Raw genomic sequence first — 24,225 nt, 5'->3', positions numbered from 1 at the left:
AAGTAATTCCTTTTTATACATACTACAATTACGGTTGTAGTATAGGACGGCTAGGCCGGTATTCTGATTGTTTGACACCATCAACCCAGATGGTCCGTAAAAGAAGCTCCCCCTTGTCATACAGCTCTTCTGTTTCTTTTTTACCCTGTATAAAAATTTGCCGAACTAATTCTGATCCATAATAATATTTTTCACTACTACGGTTACCCTGGTTATCATAGGTATATTCAACTTTTGTTATTTTTCCGTTTTCTGTAATAAGAACAGAACTCACCCTATCCTTCTCCCAGGTATTAATCTTCTCGTATACTATTATTCCATCTTTGTTTTTATGTTGTTCTCGGATAACCCGACCTTGAACATCCAAACTATAGAGAATGCTTGTTTCTCTATCTGTAGACGAATTTGACGAAATTCCAGAACTACCAGGACCGGGTTTGTTTACAGTAGAAAGGGATGGAACATCTTTAGAAAACCACTCGGTACTATTAGATTCAACATCTTTCGACCGAATATTTCGTTCAATAGTGCGAAGAAAACCTGTCCGATCATATTGATATATATCAGTAGATAAAAGCAACCAATCCCTATTAAAATTACCAACATAGGTTCGAGTTGTTGTAGGCCTCTCTCTATTAAAAAGATACACCTTTTTATACCATGTAGATGCATCAAGAGACCAATATTCTTCATAAAGCCGTCGTTTACTGTCATATCGTTCGATCCAAACAAAACCCTGAGCTGTAAACTGGGAGACTAATCGTAACTTTTTCTGACCATCATAGAGTTTATAACGGCGCATAATAATTTGTTTCTTATGATAGAGGTATTCTGCAACAATGCTGCCTGCATTCTTTTCAAGATTATTAAGAATATCGGGTAAATTAAGAGCGTCGCACGTGGTTACTTCAAGCGCATATTCCTCACGCAAAGCAAGAACAGAAGAAAGCGATTCCAGAGCAATGCCACCAGAATCTGATCGATACCATTCCGAAGCGAAAACGTTATGTAAAATCAATAAAAACAAAACAGGCATCATTATTTTTTTCATAGAGCGATTAGCTTAATCCGATAAATGTTTTCACAAATTGTTCCGGATTAAATGGATATATATCTCCATAGGTTTCACCGGTACAAATATACATTACCGGTAACTTTAAAGACTCAGCAAGAGAAAACACTATCCCGCCCTTGGCACTGGAATCATATTTTGTCAGTATTACTCCATCTAGCTTTACCGCACTATGAAATACCTCTGCTTGAGTATAAGCATTACGTCCAGTGGTAGCATCCAGAACTAGTAATTTATAATAGACAGCATTGCTGGCTTTTCCAGCAACGATACGATCTATTTTTTTTAATTCTTCAACTAGGGCTGTCTTTGTATGCATCCGGCCCGCAGTATCTCCTATAACAACTGGTGTTCCTGAAGCCTGGGCGGCTTCTATTGCGTCATATATAACTGCCGCCGGATCCCCACCTTGTTTATGGGCTACAACTCGAATACCAAGGCGATCACCGTGTATTTTGAGTTGATCTATAGCTGCGGCTCGGAAGGTATCTGCCGCAGCTAATATAGGTTTCATTTGAAATAAAGTCTGGTACCGATAAGCTAATTTTGCTCCGGTGGTTGTTTTTCCAACCCCGTTCACACCAAGAAGCAAGAGAATAGTTAAAGCATCTGGCTTCCTATACAGTCCATGATTTTCAGGAATAGGTAAGAGTTTTTCTATTAATACTTGTGCAAGTAGGGATCTTATCTGATCGCTCACAACTAATCCTGCCTTTTTAGAGCGAAATTTAACCATCTCTACTGTCTTAATGGCTTCTGAGGCTCCAAAATCACCTTCTACAAGCAGGTCTGCCAGTTCATCAAAAAAATCATCAGAAATTTTTGATCCAATCCCGATGAGTCGCTTTAATTTTTCTGCAAACGTATTTTGTACCACATGTACCTTCCTTAATAAAATTTAGTTCTTTTGTGGTTCCAGAACCGAGCTTGATTTTCTATTAGCACTATACAGGTAACATCCAAGTCGATAAACAGATTCAATTAAAAAGACCCCAGTAATAAGCCAGGCAGCTTGAGCTGAATAATACCATTTTGTTGCTGGATCAACTAAATCTTGATTTTCACTATAATAGATCGCATTTATATAGGTATTTGCCACTCCGTTCAAAACATATGCCACAGGCAAAGCAATCCAAAAACGACCAAAAGCGTTATAGAATTTTCTTCGAGCTCCTTCTACTGGTCTTTCACTTTGGGATTGCAGCAACGTATCAGAAACATGTACAATTCCATCCTTTGTTTGAAGAATAAGGGGAACCGATTGTGTTTCTTGATCGCCCGATTTTTTCACTATAAGCATTGAATAATTACCCTGTGGCATTTCGATAGTGAGTGGAGTTTTACCTTGATAAAGTCCATCAATATAAATGTCATATATTTCCGGAACTGAACTGACGATGTCAAAAGCATGTACAGCAATTGGAGTCAGGGATACCTCTGCGGTATGTAACTCATTTGGAGTGCGGTCCATAGAAAAGTTAAGTGGGTAATATCCAGGATGACTAATAGAAACCGATACTGTTCCAGGTGGTCCTTCGATAACTGAAGTAATTCCTTTTCCCATACATACATCATCCAGTGCAATAGTAGCGGAAGATGGCTCAACTGAAACCTTTACTGCGCCGGTAGGACTTCCAGAGAAACCTTCGTATAAGGCCGAAACCATATTTGGCAAAATAGTTTCTAATTCTTCCGGTAAAAAGGCTATTGCATCAGAATAAATATCTATATTGTCGATAGAACGATATATGTTATATGATAGAACCCAACGTCCAAACAATTCATGTAAAGAACTTATTAATAGAAAATCAATACCTCGATCCTTACAAAATTGTTGCCGCTCTGCAGACTGTGGTCCCGAAGCAAAGATGCCACCGGCGGTGTCTTTATGTAAAACGAGCCGAGCAGTTTCAGCTATTTTGGGTGGCTGTTTAAGTGTATTAATATATTTCTTTTCCAGATCAGATATTATAGTAGTCATTTTATCATATTCTATTTTGTACTTTTGTTGTGAATAACCCTTAAACAGAAGCATATCTCGATTATTTCGTGCTTCTGCAAGAGCCTTTGCAGCAGTGTTTTTTTGTTCTTGCCAGATTTTTTCTTTATATCGAGCTACCTCTATAGCACTTCGTTTTCGTTCATTAATATGTTTTAAGGTCTGAACGAAAACTGAACGGATTCGAAGACCGACAATCTTTTGTTCCTCAGGCATCTGAGATATATCTACATCACAGATATATACGATTAGCTCTGGCTTTTCAACAGACTCAACTTGTTTGGTTTCTTCAGATTTTCCTAAACCAAACAAAGAGGTAAGAGAAAAAATAAAAAAGAAAATTAAGCACAATGTAAGTAGTCTATGTCTACTGTTGTGCATTATGCCAGGCAAAACGGAGATACTCCTCGATAAATACATCTATATCGCCATCCATAACCGCCTGTATGTTTCCCACTTCAACCTTTGTTCGAGCATCCTTAACCAGCGTATATGGTTGAAACACATAAGACCGGATCTGGTTACCCCAGGATATATCCTTTTTTTCCTGGGCAAAGCGTTCATTCTCCTTTTCTTTTTCTGCCCGATAGTATTCATAGAGCCGGGCTTTAAGCATGCTCATAGCTGTAGCTTTATTCTTTATCTGGCTCCGTTCATTCTGACAGGCGACCACAATACCAGTAGGCAGATGCGTTAACCGGACTGCACTGTCGGTCTTATTCACATGCTGTCCACCAGCACCACCTGAACGGTAGGTATCAATACGAAGATCTTCAGGCCGAATCTCTACTTCTATGGAATCATCGAGTACCGGAAACACATACACCGAAGCGAAGGATGTGTGCCGCCGGGCATTCGCATCGAAAGGTGAAATTCGCACCAAGCGATGTACCCCGGTCTCACCTTTGAGGTATCCGTAAGCATAATCGCCTTCGATCTTTACCGTAACAGACTTGATTCCTCCCTCGGCTTCCAGCATATCTACTTCTTCGATGGAAAAGCCTCTGCGTTCAGCCCAGCGTAGATACATCCGGTACAGCATCTGAGCCCAGTCACAGGCTTCAGTACCTCCTGCCCCGGCATGAACCGTAAGGAAGCAGCTGCTCTGGTCAACCTCACCGGACATGAGTTCAACCAAATTCTGTTTTTCAAAGCGTTTTTGTATATCCTTAAACGTCGCCTCAATTTCCGGTGCATGGGACTCATCATGTTCAGCACTGGCAAGCTGATAGAGAACTTCCAGATCTTCTATTTCTGCAACCAAAGCTTTCCAAGGTTCGTAACGGGTTTTGAGAGCTTTGATTTCATTCATAACCTTTTCTGCTTTGGATGGATCATTCCAGAAATCGGCATCATGGGTTTTTTGTTCAAGATTTCTTATTTTTTCATCAAAGCCTGCGGCGTCAAAGACGCCTCCAGGTATCATAGATTTGAGTTTTAAGTTCCATGATTGGGTTACCTAATTCAGAAAGCAGCATGAACATATCTCCTTATGTTGATGGTCTAGCAATAAGCTTGCGCCATTTTTTATCCCTCAGGGCAGAAATTACCAGGGTGCCTTCGACAGGATACTGGAAAATCCGTATGCGATCATAGGCATCGGTCAACCGGTCAATATCGTGTTTAAGCCGTTCAAGGCTGGATGGATGCACAAGACCGGACTCCCATAATCCCCGCTGTACCTTTTCAAAACCATATTGGGCAAGTAGATCAGCCAATTCTCGAGCCCGTTCTTCTGAACCGGGGTCCAAAGCTACCGATACAAACATAGGAATAGCTTACGGAAAAGAAGCTACTCTGTCAAACCCATCTTTTACCTATGTACAAAGAAAAGAAATAGCCGAAAATGAAAGAAGGGAGTATACTAGTACTATGTATTTCCGTATTACATTAATACCCATTTTGATCTTTTCTCTTGTATTACTAACTTTAGGATTTCCTGAAGAAAATAATGCTCAGAGTGGACCCTTTGTTCGGCAAATTGCTGCAACAATTCAAGACGACAAGGTTATACTTCATTGGGTAGATCCGCCGGATGGATCAGGACCGGTATATATTTATCGAAAAATAAAACAAGCTCGTGAAAAAAACATCTTAGAACAGGAGCCGGTACAGATACCCCGTGGAGTTCAGTCCTATATTGAACCCATAGAAGCTGATGGGATATACTCCTACCTTGTACTCGCCAGTAATGCCGGCGAAGTACCATATAGGGTAACTATACCCAATTCAAATTATATCGAATTAGAAGTAAAAAAGACTCCGGTCTTGTTTTCAACTTCAGCAACAAAATATCAAAACATTTCTTCCCTATTACCAGAGATTAAAAATGATAGTATTATACTTTCGTTTACCTTAAATGGTTCAGAAACAACTTCAAACCGCCCCCTCGTTCTATATCGTAGCACTCAGCCAATTCGACATGTCCAGGATCTTGTACAAGCAGTCATCGTTCAGGGCGGCATTATTGAAAGTCCTTTTATCGATTATCCAGTACCTAATATTCCCTATTATTATGCCCTTGTTTTTGAAGATGATATTAAACAGGGAACCCTGAAGCTAGAAGTAGGAAAAAACATAACCATAGTACCTGTTGAAGTAACTGCTGGAACCTTTCGAATCGGACTCCCGGGTCCTCAAAGTGATATCCGATCCTTACCACTTCCAACACTCTCCATAACAGCTACAGTTCCTTCTATCTATAACAACATATTCTTACCAACTGCAATCCAACCTTTAAGTCCTGAAAGCGCAAAAGTAGTATCTATGTTACCGTTTATTGAACAAAATCAGAAAAGTTTAAAAAAGCCACGTGTTTTTTCTCAGGATCTGAATACATCTGGTGGTGGTGAAGAATTTACGCTCAGAACCATCGTACAGGGTCCGTTTAATAATCGGGATTGGAATACTGTTATAGAACAATTGGTTCGATTTATTTCTTTACCAAGATCTACTAGTATCGAAGCCCGGAGTCGGTTTTACCTAGGGCAAGCCTATTACATGACAGGCAAATATCGTGAAGCACTATTTGAATTTCTGCTCATGAAGAATACATATCCTACGGAAGCTCGTGAATGGATACAATCGATATTACCTTTATTAGGAGACGAAGGAATGTAGAGAGATAAAAAATTATATGTATTCTCATGATCAGTTAACGAAGATTTTTGAGCAGCTCACGTAATTCAGGGTCTATGGTCTCATTCTTTTTAGGAATTGCTGATGCATCTGTTTCAGGAAGAGCAACAACTTCGTCTCCACTAGTAATTTCATCATAAAAACCAGCTCTTGTAGCTGTCCCTTGAGCTACCAGTTCATCAATCTCATTTATTATCAAGGTACCAATAATATCTTGCTGTGTGTAGGATAGACCAAGGCCTTCACTTTTCACGGTTGCACTACCCTTTTTAATTATTTGATAGGTACTTGATTTTACCACACCATCGGCTTTTCCCTTATCAATGAGTATAAGGTTTGCCTTTCGCTGAAGAATAACAGCTCGGAAGGGCAAAACAGCTTGTACCTGAGCTACTATTTGACGACTCCCATTTCTAAGTCGGTCCTGACCTACCTTGTATACTGAGAATGATGCTGCTTTAGATCCGGTTCGTCCGACATACATTTCTGCTTGTAAAAATAGATCCCTATCCTGTTCCTTAACAGAAACTACTAAAAAATAATCTACCCCAGCTTCACGGGCTGTTCGATAGGCTGTCGAAAAACTTGACTGTCTTAGTTCTAGCGGTAAAGCAAGAATATTGCCGTCATGGGTTAAAATATCCTGGATATAGGATGCGGCAACTGCACCAGCATCAACATGTTTCATTCCTGATTGAGCCCCGACAGAAAATACCGCAAGTTTCCAGTGTCGATTCTGTATGGTGTACGGGTTTACCTGCCAAACCCTTGGAAGAGTATCAAAAAGCAGTGAATTATATGCTTCTACAGTATCATTAATGGTACGGTTAGAACGTCCAATATCTTGTAAAAATTTTAGCTCTTCGAGTTGTCGTCCTGGATACCCCTCGACCCGAAGTAATTCGGCATAATCCTGCCGTTCTGGTGCATAGGGATTAATACGTAAGGCCCGCCGGTACTCAAAGAGAGCATCCTGAGCTTGATTTTTACTTAAATATTCCTTCGCTTTCTTAAAATGCCAGGATGCCCAGATGGACCGTTCAGAGGATTCAAGGCTCGTAGATTTTAATACAACATCCTCTAATGCAGCACGGATAAATTCATCATCTCCATCAATGGTAAGAGCCATCGAAAGAATTTGCCGGGCTTCGGCTAAACGGCCAAGCCGAGTAAAGGCCATACCCTTAATATACCAGGCACTTACATCATTCCGATTGGTTGCAATAATCTGATCCGCAAGGCGTGCGGCTTCTTCGAACCGGTTTGATCGATACCGTACCATCGCCAGTAAGGAACGGGCTGCCTGGAAGGTGGGTCTTAGAGTCAATGCAATATCTAATGCACTAGCAGCACTATCAAGTCTACCTGCCAGTGTATCCAGATAAGCTGCATAATAATGAACACGATAATCATCGGTATGAAGGGCTATTGCTTTTGTAACATAGGTTCGAGCCGAATCGTATTCACCGAGGGATCCTAAGACCAGCGCCAGGGATAACAATGCTTGTCGATCATCGGGATAACGGTTTACCGCTTCACGGTATTTTGTAACAGCCTGTCCAACCTTTCCCCTTGCAAGTTCAAGTTCTGCGGCGGTAAAGAGGGCTTCTTTATTATAGGGTTCACGCACAAGGATATCTGCTAAAACAGATGATGCAGTATCGAGCTGTCCCATAGCAATAAGGGTGAGGGCTTCAAGATTTGCGAGGGACATGGAAGAACGGGAAAGGGTTCGTGCTTTTCGGACCCAAGAAAGGGCCTGATCATATTCACGGAGTTCATAGTAACATTCAGCTAATGAAGCAAGCGCTTCTGCATGGGATGGATTTATTTTTAACACTTCAAGAAAGGCCTCTGCTGCACTATACCAATCTTCCTGTATCATGGCTGTTTGGCCTCTTTCATACCAGGACGAAAGAGTCTGTTGAGCAGGTACCATAACTGCAGATACAAATAAGAAAAAACCGATACCGAGAGACCTTATAGCACGTTTCATTCCGTAGGGCTCCGTTTTAGTACGATTTTTACGGTATTGATCTTATGACCTTCCATATCCTGAATAATAAAATCATAATCTCCATAACTAACTTTTTCATATTTTACTGGTATTTTCCCGAATAGGTCAAAAACAAAACCACCCAACGTATCAAAATCTTCAATTGGTAAATCAAGCTTGAGTGATTCAGCTAGATCTTCTAAATTGATCCGGGCGTCACAAAGATAAACCCCATCTCCAATTTGGAGTATATCTTCCCGTTCATTATCAAACTCATCCTGAATGTCCCCAACGATCTCTTCTATGATGTCTTCCATACAGACAATACCAGAAACCCCTCCGTATTCATCAACAGCCACAGCAATATGGACCCGTTTACGCCGCATATCCCGTAACAAATTATCAATTCGCTTTGATTCGGGAACGAAAAAAGGTTTTCGTAAAATAGTTGTCATATCTATTGCTTCATGTTTGACTAGAGTTCGAAGCAGATCTTTTACATAGAGAATACCAATAACATTATCGATGGTGTCTTTGTATACTGGGAAACGGGAATGGCCGCTTTCTGCAATTTTTTCGAGCATTTCTTCATGCTCCATATCAACAGAGAGAAATATCGTGTCGATCCGTGGAACCATAACTTCTTTTACGGTCGTATCCGAAAGTTCGACTACCCCCCGGATCATCTCTTTCTGGTCCGACTCGAGTTTATCAAATTCTTTTATATCTTCCTGAGCAGTAGTATTTATAATTCTGTTCCAAATATCTTTTAAATTCATAGAAGAATATGCTCCTCTTTGGTTTGTTCCAGTATTCGTTCCTGTAACTGCAACATTGGTTCAGAAGCTTCATTTGTTTGATGATCCATACCGCTTAAATGCAGAATACCATGGATTACCAGTCGGCGTAACTCCTCATCGGGACTTACGTTAAAATAGTCTGCATTTTCATACAGTGTTTGAAGAGATATTACAATGTCTCCAGCGAGAAAACGAGTTTCTCCATTCGCATCCTGAAGGGTCTCTCCTAATTCAAAGGACAATACATCGGTAGGTTCATCCTTCTTACGATACTCTGCATTGAGAGCTTTGATTGTTTCATTCGTGCAAAGAAGCATAGAAATATCCCAAAGGTCTTTTCCCAGATATGCTAGCACCCCAAGAGCATAGGCTTCTAGTCGTGGAAGCCAGATTATTTCACCAAGACTGTCATCTACCGAGATTTCAACCCTGTTCAAAGGGGACCTCCCTCGTTATTTTAGGATATTCTATCCGAGCATGATAATGACCAGCTAAAACCCGTACAAAGGCACTTTTTATCAGTTCCAAATCTTTAAAAGTCAATTCAGAATGATCGAGCTGACCTTGCTCGAATTTACCAACTATCAGTTCATGAACAAATTTTTCAATTTTAGAAATGGTTGGTTTTTTAAGGGTTCTCATGGCTGCTTCAACCGTATCGGCCAGCATTACGACTGCCGATTCTTTGCTTCGGGGAGGATGACCAGGATAGGAAAAATCATCGGCCTTTACCTGATCTTCCTGTTTGAGGGCTTCATTATAGAACCAGGCAATCACTGAGTTTCCATGATGTTCTGAAATAATATCAATTACTGACTGAGGTAAGCCTAAAGCCCGGGCTTTCTCTATACCCAGTTTTACATGACTACGGATAATAGTTGCTGACAATCGTGGTGCGAGGTCATCGTGTTTATTATATGCAGCCTGATTCTCTATAAAATAATCGGGCTGATCCATCTTGCCAATATCATGATAATAGGCACCAACCCTGGCTAAAAGCGCATTAGCCCCAATATCCCGGCAAGCAGATTCGGCGAGGTTAGCTACAGTCACGGAATGACTGTAGGTTCCTGGCGCTACAGCTAATAAACGTTTCAGAATAGGTGAATTTAAATCAGCTAATTCCATCAATCTAAAGGTAGTGGTAGCATTTAAGGCCTGTTCAAGGAGCGGCAGAAAACCAAGCACCAGCATTCCACACATAAAACCATTAAAAGCAGACCAGAACACAACTGAAAAGAAAACTGAAAGTGGAGCTTGATCATAGAGAAGCAATACCATAACAACTAAGGCTTGTATGAAAGCCACTAAAAGACCAGCCTTAATTAAATCAATACGTCGTTCGGCCCCTCTCATAGCATATACACTACCAATTCCAGCTGCAAGGGCAAAAAAGAATGCCCTGTCATCAAAAGCACCAATAGCAAGGACAATTATTGGTATGGAGATGGCGAGAGCAGAGGCTGCCCTATTACCTATGATAACAGCTGAGAGCATAATACAAAGTGATGTAGGGACAAGTACCGAAAGCGGTAAATAATCAAAATTGAACATTCTGGACAGAATTATAGAACTTATACCATACAAACTACCAAGTATAGCAAGAAAATATATTTCTTTATTTTCTAAAGGTTTACCAATAAGAGAAGGGTTTGAAAGAAATACAACCAAACCAAAAGATAACAGTAAAACGCCAATAAAACCTAAAATATACTGGTAATTTACTTTATTCTTAATATGGTTAAGGGCTTTGAGTTTAACCATATCATCTTTGGATACTATGGTTCCCTTTTTTATAACCCGTTCACCCCGTTCAATCTGACGAACAACAGGTTCAAGGCGTTTAGTAATTTCTTCAAGTCGAAGATTGGTATCTTCCTGAGAAAAAAAAGTATTTTCTGTTACAAACGGGCTTAGCAACATTGGTGCTATATTCCCAAACAAAGAAGGATAAGAACCTGTATTGGTAATTTCGTTAATTCTATCTTTTACGGTAATAAGTGTTACTATACGACTTATAGGAATCCGTTCTCGTTCAGTTCGCAAAGAACCCCTTCGTATTACCTCAACCTGGTCTGGGTTATAAAGATCGAGGTTAAGGTTTCCCATTGAGAAAATCCCTTCTTCAAGGATTATTTTTAAAACCGATTCTGCATATTCAAGAAACCGCTCTCGGGAAGGGCTTCTAAAAAGGGTATCCAGAATATTTGGGGGGAAAACCCCTGGATATTCAGCCTGAATACCGAGTTTAAAAGATTCCACAGACACTCGATTTATAAAAAGAGAATGAACCAGGGATTTAAATCTGCCAAATGTTGCTAGAGCATCCCGGGTCGCATCATTTGAATAACGAAACACAGCAGGAACAAGATGTTCTTGAGCCTTTCTTCGTAGTTGAGTGGCTTCTTCATCAATATATGAGATGGTTTTATCTGCGATAAGGTCACGATTAGCAACTTTGCCAACCTCAAATTCTCGTAACGTCGGACTTACGGTTGATGACTTTCCTACATTGCTGAAAGCAATTATGAATATTGTAATAAAAGTGAGGGAGGTAACGAAGGCAGGCCAAAATCGGATTTTCCTAGGCCATAGGGTTTTCATAAAGGTATTATTTGGATTCATTATCATAGGCTTGTATGATCTTTTTAATAAGTGGGTTTCGAACCACATCTGCGGTATTCAAATAAGAAAAGTGTAATCCATCCACATGATGGAGCAGCGAGATTGCGTGGAGCAATCCCGAATCGTTACGGCGGGGTAAATCAATCTGAGTAGTATCACCGGTTATTATAGCCTGAGAACCTTCACCAATACGGGTTAGGAACATTTTCATCTGTTCCTTGGTGGTATTTTGGGCTTCATCAAGTATAACAATACAATCATTTAAACTTCTACCACGCATATATGCAAGGGGGGCAATCTCAATGGCTCGGTTATCTTCCATTCTACGAATCGTTTCATATGGGACCAGGGCTTCCATAGCATCATATAAAGGACGTAAATATGGATTAATTTTCTGAGCTAAATCCCCCGGTAAAAACCCAAGACTTTCCCCAGCTTCCACTACAGGTCGAGTAAGAACCAACTTTCGCCGTTTCTTAGAAAGTACCTGACGCAAAGCTTCTGCCACTGCCAAAAAGGTCTTTCCAGTACCTGCAGGACCAATACAGAACACAATTTCATTGGTACGGATACCTTGAATATATACTGCTTGATTCAAAGTCCGAGGATAGACACGCCCAAAACCATTAGGAATCTGTATCACCGACTCTCGTAAAGGATCAAGGACCTTTGTTACATTATAACTCTCTGATTGGTCGTTTTGCATGCTAAGGGTAAGGGACCGAACATACTCCGGTGAAGGATGTTCACCCTTTCTAACGGCATCAATTAAATGATCAATAATCATTTTTATGCGAGATTGAAGTAACTCATCACAGTTTTCGAGACGTAATTCGTTACCCCTGGTAGCAATATGTCCTCCCAGAGTATGCTCGATAACCCTTAAGTTGCTATCATTAGCACCACAGACGCCGCTAGCTATATCTTGACTATCTAGTACTATAGTTATACTACTGCCCAAAGGAACCTCTTGAGAAAGTGTATAGAGGGTGGCCCACAACGTCAAGGGCATCATTTAAAGATAAAGCCATTCTTCGAGTCTCTATAGGTCTCAGTCTTAAATTCTGGAATAGGTATCCATTGCACTAAGAATGAAACGGTTGTATTAAATTGATAACGCATTGGAACTACTGCCGTATTAAGATACGGAGCCAGATTTACTTCTAACGTGGCATTCCAATCACCTAAATAATGAACAGCCTTAACACTCAGTGATTTAAGCTTAAATCCTGACTGTTTTCTTAATTCATTATTATCAAAGCGAAAAGAATTTAGTAGATCAATAAGAGGATTCTCTTCGCCGGGCATTTTAGTATGGCTTTCCCAGATCGGCCAATTCTGCACATACCGAAAAACCGCTGAATTCTGCGATTTAGAACTAAAACTTACATCTAAGAACTTGGCAATTTTCCAGGTAGTACCTAAAGAAAAAGTAAATACAGAATTAGTATAGGATTGAAGATCCATATTCAAACTGCTATTAACATCAAAAGAATAAGCAACTCTGTTTTTCCATACAGCATCGTTCTTAAATGAATCTATATAGACTAATGAAAAGGTTGTGGGTTCAAGATTTCCCGTTGAGGAATTTCTTTTAGCAATATAACTTGCTGAAACAGGACCTACAATAGCTCCAGAACTCCAATAGGTAATATCCTTGATCTCTGGATCATATATCAACGATTGAGTAAGGCTTATATTTGTTTGAACTTTGAGCTCCTCTGAAGCTGTTACGGGCTTATATACGGCCGTTTCAAAAGGGTTAAGGATAGAAAACGAAATACTAGTCCGACTTATACCAATATTAAGATTAGTAGAACTTTTTAATAAACTATCTTGAGGTGGTAGCTCTAAAGATAAGCTACTACTCTGTGATTGATTTCCAGTCAATGCTACTAAATCCATTTTGATTTGGTTTTGCGAAACATAGTTTTTATCCCATGTACCTAATTTTGTTATCCATGATCCTGTGTCAACATTACCGTTAAAGGCAGTTTTTAATAAGGTACCTCGTAAATTGTATTGAAAATTTGAATCTTTCCAAACATCATTTTTAACAAATGGTGCTAATTTTAAACTATATTCAGGAATAATATAATTATAAGTACCCGTATATGTTTTTAAGAGTGCTTCTTGCTTTTCACTTTCTGTATCATATTCTTCAGCTTCTTCATTCAAATAATTATATGTTTGAAAGGCTGTTTGATCTATAAGTTTTAGTGATGTAGATACAAATCCCAACGAATCAGAGAGTGAAAATCCCAAACTTGCATCACTTTTATAATTTGTAAATATAGATGAATAATCATCCCAACGAACATCATCTTTAGTTTTCCAATGTTGTTCAGAAGACCTAAAAAAGAGTTCTGTAGAAAAAGAAGGATTATAGCTATAGTCAATGTTCAGTTTTAATGATTGATTATTACTCATTTCAAAACTCTGTTGAATAGTCGGCGGTTGAATTTTTGCAAGAGGCTCCTGGTTTGCTTCATTTTGTAACTTTAGTTCAGTTTTGCTTTTATCATCCTCGGAATACCAAGGTGACCATGAGTTAGGGATTTGTAAATCTGTAGGCAATTTCTCAGCTTTTTCTTTTAAAACATCTGATCCTTCTTTTGTATCAGCAGTCCCCCAAAGGACACCTTTCAATGAAAGACTTGTTGTATAAATAGTCCAGTGATCTGGATAAAAAAACAATGCCTCTAGCGGTGATTCGGAATTACTAACACTACGGGTTTTAAAATATAAACTTGATGATAAATATTGTATTGATAAAGTAGAACGCTGAGAATTATCAGAAAATAAAGGGGTAGGAAAATTTGCTTTTACATTCCATAAATAAGACCCAATGGTAGATGTCGTTGTAGTACTGGTAGATTCATTTCTCGTAAGACTTTCCTTAATCATCTGAAACCAGCTTACATTTTCCGTTCTGTTTAAAAAATCCCTATCTACATAGGGATCAGAATACATAGGGAATTCCCAGGTCAATGAGAAACGAGATGTATTAATAGACCCAGAACCTTTAAAACGATACCTTAATGGGATGGTATTTCCAAAAAAATCTGATGTATTCCAATTGCTTTCACCATCATTATTTTTAAAAGGTGTATAATAGTTCGATTGTGGTTCATAGATATCCCTTGTAAGTCCGAATCCAAAAGAAATATCTGTTTTCCCCAAAACACCTTTTTTAGGAATTGAAGCATTAATCCCAGCATAGGTACCTAGATTTGCATACACATCAAACAGCAAACGTAAACTGGGTGAATCCGCATTAATCAGGCGTTTACCAGTACTTCGCAGAAAAAGACCTTCCCGTTTTCGCTCGGTATCCTCGCTGGATCCAAGAATTTTAGTAATTGAATTCTCCGACGAATTACTAGCCTTTGGTTGTCCTAAGATATATGTTGTAGTTTGAACAAAAGTACCTTCTCTAGATCGATATCCTAATACGGGATGAAAAACCAACTCATCTCCCGGAAGATAAAGAAAAGGTATATACAAAAGTGGTAGCTCTCCTACTTTTAATACTGCATTTGCCATCGCCCAGTCAGAACTAGGCAGTAGCCATAGCTTTGTTGCAGCAATAGACCAATAATCTTCTTCCTGAGAAGCATTAGTAATCTTTGCATTCTTTAATATGGTTACCTCTTCCTCATTTCGGGAAATAATTTCTCCAGCAAAACGATAGGTAGTACTCGTATCAGAGAAAGAACGCTCAGAGGCTCCACCCAGGAAAACCCCTTCCCAATTATCCAGAGAAATGGTTATTGAATCTCCTTTAAAAGACTCTTTTACACCACCGCTTTCTTTTGTATATTCTACATGTCCTCGAGCATTCAAGATATTTCTTGTTCGGTTAAAAAGCACCTCATCAGCCTTAAGGCGATGCAGACTTTCATCATCCTTTACTGTAATAACCACTGACCCAGAAAGCCGAGCATAGGATTCATTTACCTTTTCTAAGGTAAAGTAATCGGTACTCCGGGCGGACTCTATAGTTATGGATCGGGTGTTTTTTAAATTTGAGCTAATGTTCGATGCTGTGATCCCATAATATGTCCGGAGCCGATCCGATAATTCATTCCTATCTCCTGCATCAGACAGACCAAGACGGCGACACCAGTCAGCCAATTCATCAAGTCTGGAAGTTTGAATATCCATTTCTATATAATCAGGCAAACCTTCGCGGTCATCGACGGAAGTTGTAATCCCATTTTCTGTTACTTGAGCATCTCCTGATTGTGCAAAAACCGGAATAGTTAACATCAGGATTACAAGAAGAGTAATAATCCCGGCTATTCTCATCAGTTATTCAAGCTCCGTTCAAGCTGTTCTCTGATATAATATCCAGTATAGGATTTGTCACAGGCTGCCACCTCTTCAGGGGTACCAGTCGTAACGATTGATCCACCCCGGTCCCCCCCTTCAGGACCCAGGTCAATAATATAGTCAGCCTGTAAAATGACATCCAGATTGTGCTCAATCATGATAACCGTATTTCCGCCATCCACAAGCCGCTGTATAACCTCCATAAGTTGTTTTACATCGGCGAAATGAAGGCCCGTAGTAGGCTCATCGAGTATATAGAGTGTTTTCCCAGTAGAACGCTTTGAAAGCTCAAGAGCAAGTTTAACCCGCTGAGCCTCACCACCAGAAAGGGTAAGTGCAGACTGCCCAAGTTTAATATACCCCAACCCTACAGAGAGCAGGGTGTCCAGTTTACGCTCTATATGGGGGATAAAGGCAAAAAACTCAGCCGCTTCTTCTATAGTCATATCCAGTACTTCAGCTATATTTTTGCCCTTGTAACGAACCTCCAGGGTTTCTTTATTAAAACGTTTTCCATGGCAGACATCACAGGTGATATAGACATCAGGAAGAAAATTCATCTCTATTTTTATGGTGCCATCTCCCTGACAATGTTCACATCGACCACCTTTCACGTTAAAGGAAAATCTCCCCGGTTTATAACCCCGAGATTTTGCTTCCGGTAAACTCGCAAAAAGATCCCGTATACCAGAAAATACTCCCACATAGGTAGCCGGATTCGAACGGGGTGTTCTGCCGATAGGGCTCTGGTCAATGTTGATGACCTTATCGATATATTCCACTCCTTCTATTGCTTCATATGCTCCTTCGGGATAGCTTGTGTTACTTACCCGATTGGAAATTGCAGGAAACAGCACATCAGATAAAAGGGTAGATTTCCCTGAACCAGATACACCGGTAATACAGGTAAATGCCCCTAAGGGAATACTGATATCGATGCCCTTAAGGTTATGTTCCGTGGCATTTTTTAACCGTATATAGTTTCCGTTCCCTTTTCGCCGTTTCTTGGGAATTTCCATAAAGAGGGCCCCAGATAGATACTGGCCGGTAAGACTTTCAGGGACAGCCATTACTTCCTGGGGTGTTCCCTGGGCAATCACCCTGCCACCATGAACTCCTGCCCCCGGGCCAAGATCAACGATATAGTCGGCGGTTCTCAGGGTCTGTTCATCATGTTCAACAACAATCAGCGTATTACCTATATCTCTGAGATATAATAGTGTATCAATAAGCCGCTGGTTATCCCGCTGGTGCAGTCCTATAGATGGTTCATCCAGAATATAAAGCACGCCCACCAGACTTGAACCGATCTGGGTGGCAAGCCGTATTCGTTGAGCTTCACCTCCCGAAAGGGTAGCAGCTTTCCGTTCCAGCGTAAGGTAGTCAAGCCCTACATTTTTCATAAATCCCAGGCGGGCAGTTATTTCCTTCAGAATTTGTTTTGCAATAGTCCGTTCTGTATCGGTAAAATGAATCGTTTCAAAAAATTGTAAAGAATCTGCTACCGACAGACTGCTTAATTCATGGATATTCCTGCCACCCACCGTAACCGCCAGAGCTTCGGGTTTTAGCCTGCGGCCACCACATACCTCACAGGGCTTCTGACTCATGAATTTTTCAAGCCAGTCCTTAATTCCCTGGCTCTGGCTTTCACGGTAACGACGTTTCAGGTCTTCGAGGATCCCAGGAAAGCGGGATTTATACTCAAATTTACCGGTCCTTTCCCGGTTCTCATAAACTACGTCGATGGCTTCATCGGTTCCATACAGAATGGCATCCATCACTTTTTTTGGAAGTTCAGCAAAAGGTGTATCCAGACTGAAATGCAGATGTTTGGCGAGACTTTCAAAACGGCTTCGGTTCCAGGCTGATTCAGGATTATAGGGAATGCACCCCCCTTCATTAAAAGAAAGGCTTTTATCGGGGATGATCAGATCCGGATCAAATTCCATCTTGATGCCGAGCCCGGTACAGGCAGGACAGGCTCCGAAGGGATTATTAAAAGAAAACAACCGCGGTTGCAGTTCAGGGATTGAGATACCACACTCAGGGCAGGCACTTTGCCTGCTAAAAAAGAGTTCATCCTCTTCCTGTCCGTTAGATCGTAATACCTGCATGATTCCCTCTGCCAAATCCAGGGCAGTTTCTACCGATTCAGCAAGACGGGACCGAATCTCAGGACCAATAACAAGACGGTCAACCACAATTTCTATGGTGTGTTTTTTTTGTTTATCCAGCTTGATGTCATCTTCCAAATTCACTAACAGTCCATCAATTCTTGCCCGGACAAAGCCCGCTTTCCGGGCATCCTCTATAATCTTCTGGTGCTCACCTTTTTTACCTCTGATAACCGGAGCCAAAATCTGAACCCGTGTCCTCTCTGAAAAAGCCATGATAGTATCGACCATTTGGTCCACCGATTGTTCCTTTATTTCTCTACCACAGGAAGGGCAATGGGGAATACCAATCCGTGCATAGAGCAGCCGATAATAATCGTATATCTCTGTTACGGTTCCTACCGTAGAACGGGGATTTCTATGGGTCGTTTTTTGTTCAATCGAAATTGCCGGTGAGAGTCCTTCAATATAATCAAGATCGGGCTTATCCATGCGACCAAGAAATTGCCGTGCATAGGCAGAGAGACTTTCAACATAACGGCGTTGACCTTCTGCAAAGATGGTATCAAAGGCTAATGAACTTTTACCGGATCCAGAAAGACCGGAAATAACAATAAGTTTATCCCGGGGTAGTTCTAAATCGATATTTTTAAGATTATGCTCCCTGGCACCCTTTATGATCAATTTATCCATAACAGGCTTAGCATACATGGACTTCTCAAGCCTAACAAGCCCCATATTCATGACAAAAAATCATCTTGATATCCCATGGGCCCTTGACTTTTATTCGCGTTGTATGGTAAGGTCTCGCCATCGGGCGCTTAGCTCAGTTGGCTAGAGCGCCTCGCTTACACCGAGGATGTCGGGAGTTCGAGTCTCTCAGCGCCCAACAAAAAGCCGCCTTCTTCAGGCGGCTTTTTTTGTTATGTTGCACTAGTATGCTTGGGATCCTTTTATTTAGCTTGTTCTAGTAAGGTACTTACCGGTACAATTTCATATCCAGCTCGTAACAAGGCATCGAGGAGCACATCTAATCGGTTGAACAGGTAATCTGTTCGAGTGTTTTCATTTGCTCCAATCCGTATGGGGATGATAGAACCGGGCCGTTTCTTTTGCATAATCTGATCGACAATGTCCGAAGCGGTAAGATAAGGTACATAGCTTCTGCGCATATCCGATTTGCCAACCCAATCAAAGGGATCAAGATCACGACCTATTGTTTTGTATCCTGCAGAACTGGCGGCGGAAACAATTTCGGGTGAAATGATATAATAAGGTGCATGCCAGAAGGATGATAATTCCTTTCCAGTTGCATTGAGATATTCATCTTCGTTTCGTGCAAGACCCCGTTTAATAAAATGAGTATCTACACGATACCGCGTATCTGACAAATCGATAGGTGCGTAAAAAAGCGAAGCGATTTCGTGGCCAGAGGTGCTGAGAAGCCGAGCCATATCACCATAGCGGCGAATAAATTCACCATTTACAAAAAAGGTAGCCCGTATATTATACTGTTTGAGAATATCGAGCACCGTAGTAAGCCCTTCAAAACTATCCATCACATCAAAGGTAATTGAGAGTGTTCTCGTACCATATCGCTTTCCATTATTAAACACATTACTAAAAGAAGTACTAGTATCCTTACCAGGGACCTCACTGATGGATTCGTATTGTGTCCCATCTACAAGGATAAGCGGTTGCGTAGTTAGTGCAGCAAGAGAACGCACCATGGGAATATTTGTATAGAGCCCACCACCCTGGGGTTCTAGATACACCCTAAATCGATCAGAACTCAACATTGGTGTCCGGAGGCTAACTTTATCGGTACGCAACGACCATGGTGAAGTACCATCGGTGCTGAACCAGACCTCATTGACTTTAGTCACGATTAATCCTGTAGCAGTTTCAAAAGCATAAGAATCGGCTTTTGAAAGATTAAGTATCGTACGGTTATCCGGTTGTTTCAATTTGTAAATAAATTGATGATCTCCAACAATTACTTCATCATTTGTAATCCACTGGACACTTAAGGTAGGATTTTTACTGACCGTGGTTACCGCCTTCCAATCTAAATAGGTATAGATATAACACCCCCCTTCACCCCAAAGCACCGCCTTTGTTCCATCGGGAGATAGGAGAGCCTCAGAAATGGCTGGTAGTTTTATCGGCACAAAGCTATAAGGGCCTGTGTCTTGGGAAGCATCGAGCCGGTAGGAAAAAGCAAGTGCGCCGTTGTCAGATCGAAGTCCCCATAGGGTGATTACACCGCTAGATGACCATAATACACGTATATCCGAACACAGAACAGGCAACGTAAGATAAGGATATATGGAACTTTGTTCGAAGGTATTGGAAGTCTGGTTACCTTGGGTTGTAAGAGGGAAAAAGAAGAGTATTTGACCTGCCTTGGAAACAAGTATCGCCTTTGATGCTGGATGTATCCAAAAACGATCAAAGGCAGGCTCATATGTAAAGGGCAATATACCAGCAACCTGGCCAATCTCTAAAAAATTCGCATAGAGAGACCGGGCAAAAAGCTCTGAACTGCGAACCTTATATATAGTCCTTCCATTGATATAAAAAAAGTCACCTTGTGGTCCCCAATAGACTGAATGTATCTGGCCATTGCCGATTAAACGAAACTGTTCGTCCACTGGGACTGATTGTAACGATGAAAGGGCATAATAATACAGTTTGCCCTCTTTGACATAAATAAGAACCTGGGAATCTTTACTCCAGACCGCGGGGAACTGGCGTCCTGGACGCTCTACACGAGTAGCAATGGGTATCCTTTTGCCTGTGCCTACATCAATCAATACCAGGTTTCCATAAGCAGCACTTATCGGTTCCACATAAAGGACCCATTTCCCATCATAAGATGCAGACATTGCCTCAATACGCCCAGATTGAATAGGGGCTCCCTCAGGGAATGTAGGAAACCCCATAACCGATGAAGGCAAGCCCCCTTTTATAGGGAATCTAAAAGCACCAAAACTATTGCGTACCTGTACGATTCGGCCTTCATCAAGAAGTTCTATTTTTTCAGGAAAAAGAGTTAATAACTTGGTTTTATTTTTTTCAAGGTCAGAAATGAAGAGCCCACTATGAGGAATTGAACCAGGATTCGACACTTGTACGGTATACAGCAATCGACTATCAGGAAAAAGATCAAGACCTTCAAAACGTACTTCTGCAAAAAGCGCACTTTTGAGGAAAATACTTATAATCGTAATAATGGTTGCTATTTTTCGATAATGGTTCATTGTTCTATCCTTTATTCCGAAGTTCTGTGGTGAGTTGAGCCTCTTCGATAAATTGATCTAATTCTTCTTCTAATTGTTGTAGTTTCTGTTGATAAACCATAATATATTGCACCTTTTTTCGCGCTTCCATTGCCTGTAAGCTCTGAAAAGATCCATCTATAAGCTCTTGAAAACTCCTGTTTATCATAGGGTATCCTGTTACATTATAACAATCGTGCAGCTAGTTCAGCCAGCTCACTCCGCTCAGTTTTCTGCAAGGTTATATGACCAAAGAGGGGCTCTCCCTTAAAGGCTTCAACCAGGTATGAAAGACCGTTTGAATTGGCATCCAGGTACATATTATCAATCTGTTCTGGGTCTCCGGTGAGTACCACCTTAGAATTTGCCCCCGCCCTGGAAACGATGGTTTTTATTTCATGGGGCGTTAAATTTTGTGCTTCATCAATAACAATAAACTGTGATGGCAGGGAACGTCCACGAATATAGGTAACCGCCTCTACTTCCATGTATTTTTCCTTAAAAATCTGGTCCACATTCTTCAGATTGGGCCGTTTATTGATAGACAGCAGGTATTCCAGATTATCGAAAATGGGTTCCATCCATGTGGCCAATTTTGCAGCCTTTTCGCCGGGTAAATACCCTATGTCTTTACCTAAGGGAACAATTGGCCGGGACACTAAAATGCGTTCATATTTCTTTTCTTCTATTACAAGATGTAAGCCTGCCGCTATAGCCAACAGCGTTTTACCAGTCCCAGCTCTGCCAATAAGGGTAACGCAGGGTATTTCAGGGTTGAGCAATAAATCAAGGGCTGCCCATTGGCGTTCATTTCTTGCTTTAATACCAAAACAATGTTTCCGTTCCTGTGGAACCGGCTGAAGGACACCATTTTTCTTATCCCAACGGCCTAAAAAATCCTGCTCAGGATCAGATCCTGGGGTATAAAGATACTCATTGGTGTACAATTTGTCACAAATTTCATTGAATTGAGAACTGGAGAGATTTTCCCGTATTCCAGAATACAACTCCGCAGCGTTCACCTTCTGTTTTTCGTAATCTACCGCTTTAAGACCAAGGACTGCTGCTTTTACCCGTGCATTGATATCCTTAGAAACAAAAAATACCGGTCGACCGCTTTGCAACAAGGATGCTGCCTGCAGGATAATTACATTATCGTTGCGATCAAGGGGCAAATCTGCAGGGGGTTCTCCAATACCGCCAAAAATGACCCGCAAAATGGAACCATTTTCGAGTTTTACCCCGCTGCGAACATCTCCTCCTTTAATCAAATTATTAAAAAATCGAATAGCCTCACGGGCATTTCTGCCACGATGGTCTTGATAGGTTTTTAATTTGTCTAATTCCTCAAGAACGACGAGGGGTATAGCGATCTCAGAATCCCGAAAGGAGAGCACCGCTTCAGGATTATGGATGAAGACATTGGTGTCAATAACAAACAGTTTATTAGACTTAAGCATACATCCAAAAGTGTACTACTGACTTTGGATGCATGCAAGTATACGGTCACAGTAATTTTAATGTTTCGTAATGATCGTCTGTACTGTTGTATTCCCCTGTAGTTCCTGATTTGCAGGAACATCATAGGCACGGATGAAGGTAACAACCGCCAACAGTGCGATAAGTACAAATACAAGCTGCCGCATGGAACCTCCTGTTCCTGTCCGCAGTATACCACTGACAGGTTTCATTACGCAAGCGAAATCGTACTAATTCTTTTATTTTCCTAATAACTCTAAAGGATTCATAGCTCTCCCATTTTTAAAAATGGCAAAATGCAGATGAGGTCCCGTACTGTATCCAGTATTGCCTACTGTACCAATCCGCTGTTTTTGAACTACCCGGTCACTTTTCTTTACGAGAATGCTGTCCAGGTGGGCATACATCGTTTGATACCCACCCTCATGGCTCAGTATAACATAATTCCCGTACACAGCATTAAACCCCGTATATAACACTTTCCCATCCATCGATGCCCCTACAGGAACACCAACATTCTGAGCCAAATCGATGGCAGCATGAAAACGCCTGACTCCGGTAAAAGGGTCATTACGCCACCCATAGGTACTGGTAAGTCGTCCCTTAAGAGGATAGACAAAGAGATTCCCCATCACTCGTTTTATTTCTATAGAACTGAGCCGGGCTCCGGGAAGAAACAATTGAGTACCGGGATTGATAATATCACTGGTTAAATCATTAGCATCCAGGATAGCTTCGATAGGTATACCCCAGGATTTCGAAATTTTTAATAGAGAATCTCCTTTCTTTACCATATAGGGAATTCCATCCATATTTGGGATTTTTAATTGGGTGCCACTTTTTAAGGATCGGGCATTGGTAATTCCATTCAGGGCAATAATTGCATCGATAGAAAGGTTAAAACGTTTTGCGATGCCCAACAGGGTATCGCCGCTTCGGACTCGGTAGATCTGCCATGCAAATTGCTCGGTTAAAGCCAGAGGGATGGACTCTTCTTCGTTCATGTATGAAGTTTCACATAACCCCTGCTTTATATACGATTTAAGATATACTTCATTTGATTGATCAGCCGGAAAAACAATTTGATCACTACGAACCTGCCATGGAGAAAAGACAAGTCCAGCAATAAATAGCACAACTACTGTAATAAAAAGTAAACTGAACAATATATTCCAGCCGCCCTTATGAATTTTCTCTGAATGGACCATTGTGGGCTTTGAAAACCGGGATAATCTATTCAGGTTCTGTATTGCAGGTGCAAGACGAAACCGGGGAGATTTTAAAGGAAGCGGAGCAAAACGACGTCGATGGTTTATATGTTGGTTGCGGATCAGTTCATTCATCATAGTACTTTATCGACAGAGAGCACTAAGTTTATTATAC

General features: G+C 40.9%; 18 protein-coding genes and 1 tRNA gene. 2 read left to right on the top strand and 17 right to left on the bottom strand.

Annotated features, from left to right (window positions below; all coding sequences use genetic code 11):
• Nucleotides 1-28: 28 nt before the first annotated feature.
• The 5 genes from SPICA_RS06300 to cas2 all read right to left on the bottom strand — a co-directional run bounded on the left by SPICA_RS06300 (nt 29) and on the right by cas2 (nt 4,840).
• Complete coding sequence (locus SPICA_RS06300) at nt 29-1,051, bottom strand: hypothetical protein (RefSeq protein ID WP_013968694.1); 1,023 nt, start codon at nt 1,049-1,051, stop codon at nt 29-31.
• 7 nt (nt 1,052-1,058) lie between these two features.
• Nucleotides 1,059-1,949 (bottom strand): signal recognition particle-docking protein FtsY, encoded by an 891-nt coding sequence (gene ftsY / locus SPICA_RS06295; protein ID WP_013968693.1) that lies wholly within the window; start codon nt 1,947-1,949, stop codon nt 1,059-1,061.
• A 21-nt stretch (nt 1,950-1,970) separates the two neighbouring features.
• Complete coding sequence (locus SPICA_RS06290; RefSeq protein WP_013968692.1) at nt 1,971-3,464, bottom strand: PEGA domain-containing protein; 1,494 nt, start codon at nt 3,462-3,464, stop codon at nt 1,971-1,973.
• A protein-coding gene (prfB, locus tag SPICA_RS06285; RefSeq protein WP_013968691.1) for a peptide chain release factor 2 occupies nt 3,439-4,549 on the bottom strand; the annotation gives its coding sequence in 2 pieces (ribosomal slippage) (nt 3,439-4,476 and nt 4,478-4,549; 1,110 coding nt in all). Before prfB ends, SPICA_RS06290 begins: the two co-directional genes overlap by 26 nt.
• Before the next feature lie 12 nt (nt 4,550-4,561).
• On the bottom strand, nt 4,562-4,840 hold the full coding sequence (cas2, locus tag SPICA_RS06280) for a CRISPR-associated endonuclease Cas2 (protein WP_013968690.1): 279 nt from the start codon (nt 4,838-4,840) through the stop codon (nt 4,562-4,564).
• 103 nt (nt 4,841-4,943) lie between these two features.
• On the opposite strand from cas2, the gene SPICA_RS06275 reads away from it, so the two are divergent.
• Nucleotides 4,944-6,191, top strand: a complete 1,248-nt coding sequence (locus tag SPICA_RS06275; RefSeq protein ID WP_013968689.1) for a tetratricopeptide repeat protein — start codon at nt 4,944-4,946, stop codon at nt 6,189-6,191.
• A gap of 34 nt (nt 6,192-6,225) precedes the next feature.
• On the opposite strand, the gene SPICA_RS06270 is transcribed toward SPICA_RS06275, so the two are convergent.
• The 7 genes from SPICA_RS06270 to uvrA are packed head-to-tail and all read right to left on the bottom strand — an operon-like array spanning nt 6,226 to nt 18,775.
• Complete coding sequence (locus SPICA_RS06270) at nt 6,226-8,205, bottom strand: tetratricopeptide repeat protein (protein WP_013968688.1); 1,980 nt, start codon at nt 8,203-8,205, stop codon at nt 6,226-6,228.
• Entirely contained in the window at nt 8,202-8,984 is a 783-nt protein-coding gene (locus tag SPICA_RS06265; protein WP_013968687.1) for a hemolysin family protein, read from the bottom strand. The genes SPICA_RS06270 and SPICA_RS06265 overlap by 4 nt, the downstream gene beginning before the upstream one ends.
• A complete protein-coding gene (ybeY, locus tag SPICA_RS06260) occupies nt 8,981-9,442 on the bottom strand; it encodes an rRNA maturation RNase YbeY (RefSeq protein WP_013968686.1) in 462 nt (153 codons plus the stop codon). Before ybeY ends, SPICA_RS06265 begins: the two co-directional genes overlap by 4 nt.
• Nucleotides 9,429-11,609 carry an HD family phosphohydrolase gene (locus SPICA_RS06255; RefSeq protein WP_169311863.1) on the bottom strand — a complete coding sequence of 727 codons (2,181 nt, stop codon included), beginning with the start codon at nt 11,607-11,609 and terminating at the stop codon, nt 9,429-9,431. The genes ybeY and SPICA_RS06255 overlap by 14 nt, the downstream gene beginning before the upstream one ends.
• Before the next feature lie 7 nt (nt 11,610-11,616).
• On the bottom strand, nt 11,617-12,591 hold the full coding sequence (locus tag SPICA_RS06250) for a PhoH family protein (RefSeq protein WP_041396506.1): 975 nt from the start codon (nt 12,589-12,591) through the stop codon (nt 11,617-11,619).
• Between the two features lie 50 nt (nt 12,592-12,641).
• Nucleotides 12,642-15,941, bottom strand: a complete 3,300-nt coding sequence (locus SPICA_RS06245; RefSeq protein WP_013968683.1) for an LPS-assembly protein LptD — start codon at nt 15,939-15,941, stop codon at nt 12,642-12,644.
• Nucleotides 15,941-18,775, bottom strand: coding sequence for an excinuclease ABC subunit UvrA (uvrA, locus tag SPICA_RS06240; RefSeq protein ID WP_083819960.1), 2,835 nt, complete (start codon nt 18,773-18,775; stop codon nt 15,941-15,943). The genes SPICA_RS06245 and uvrA overlap by 1 nt, the downstream gene beginning before the upstream one ends.
• A 122-nt stretch (nt 18,776-18,897) precedes the next feature.
• Here uvrA and SPICA_RS06235 point away from each other — a divergent pair.
• A tRNA-Val gene (locus SPICA_RS06235) sits at nt 18,898-18,971 on the top strand.
• Nucleotides 18,972-19,035: 64 nt separating this feature from the next.
• Here the strand turns inward: SPICA_RS06235 and SPICA_RS06230 are convergent.
• The 5 genes from SPICA_RS06230 to SPICA_RS06215 form a co-directional block, all read right to left on the bottom strand.
• Nucleotides 19,036-21,345, bottom strand: coding sequence for a polysaccharide deacetylase family protein (locus SPICA_RS06230; protein WP_013968681.1), 2,310 nt, complete (start codon nt 21,343-21,345; stop codon nt 19,036-19,038).
• A gap of 4 nt (nt 21,346-21,349) precedes the next feature.
• Entirely contained in the window at nt 21,350-21,532 is a 183-nt protein-coding gene (locus tag SPICA_RS06225; RefSeq protein WP_013968680.1) for a hypothetical protein, read from the bottom strand.
• 16 nt (nt 21,533-21,548) lie between these two features.
• Nucleotides 21,549-22,823 (bottom strand): PhoH family protein, encoded by a 1,275-nt coding sequence (locus tag SPICA_RS06220; RefSeq protein WP_013968679.1) that lies wholly within the window; start codon nt 22,821-22,823, stop codon nt 21,549-21,551.
• A gap of 57 nt (nt 22,824-22,880) precedes the next feature.
• Nucleotides 22,881-23,009 carry a hypothetical protein gene (locus tag SPICA_RS15815; RefSeq protein WP_013968678.1) on the bottom strand — a complete coding sequence of 43 codons (129 nt, stop codon included), beginning with the start codon at nt 23,007-23,009 and terminating at the stop codon, nt 22,881-22,883.
• A 72-nt stretch (nt 23,010-23,081) separates the two neighbouring features.
• Nucleotides 23,082-24,188 (bottom strand): peptidoglycan DD-metalloendopeptidase family protein, encoded by a 1,107-nt coding sequence (locus SPICA_RS06215; RefSeq protein ID WP_013968677.1) that lies wholly within the window; start codon nt 24,186-24,188, stop codon nt 23,082-23,084.
• Nucleotides 24,189-24,225 lie beyond the last annotated feature (37 nt).

Source organism: Gracilinema caldarium DSM 7334 (genome assembly GCF_000219725.1).
In the GTDB taxonomy this organism is placed as follows: domain Bacteria; phylum Spirochaetota; class Spirochaetia; order Treponematales; family Breznakiellaceae; genus Gracilinema; species Gracilinema caldarium.
Note: the sequence above shows the minus strand (reverse complement) of the source record. Positions and strands in the feature narration are given on the sequence as shown.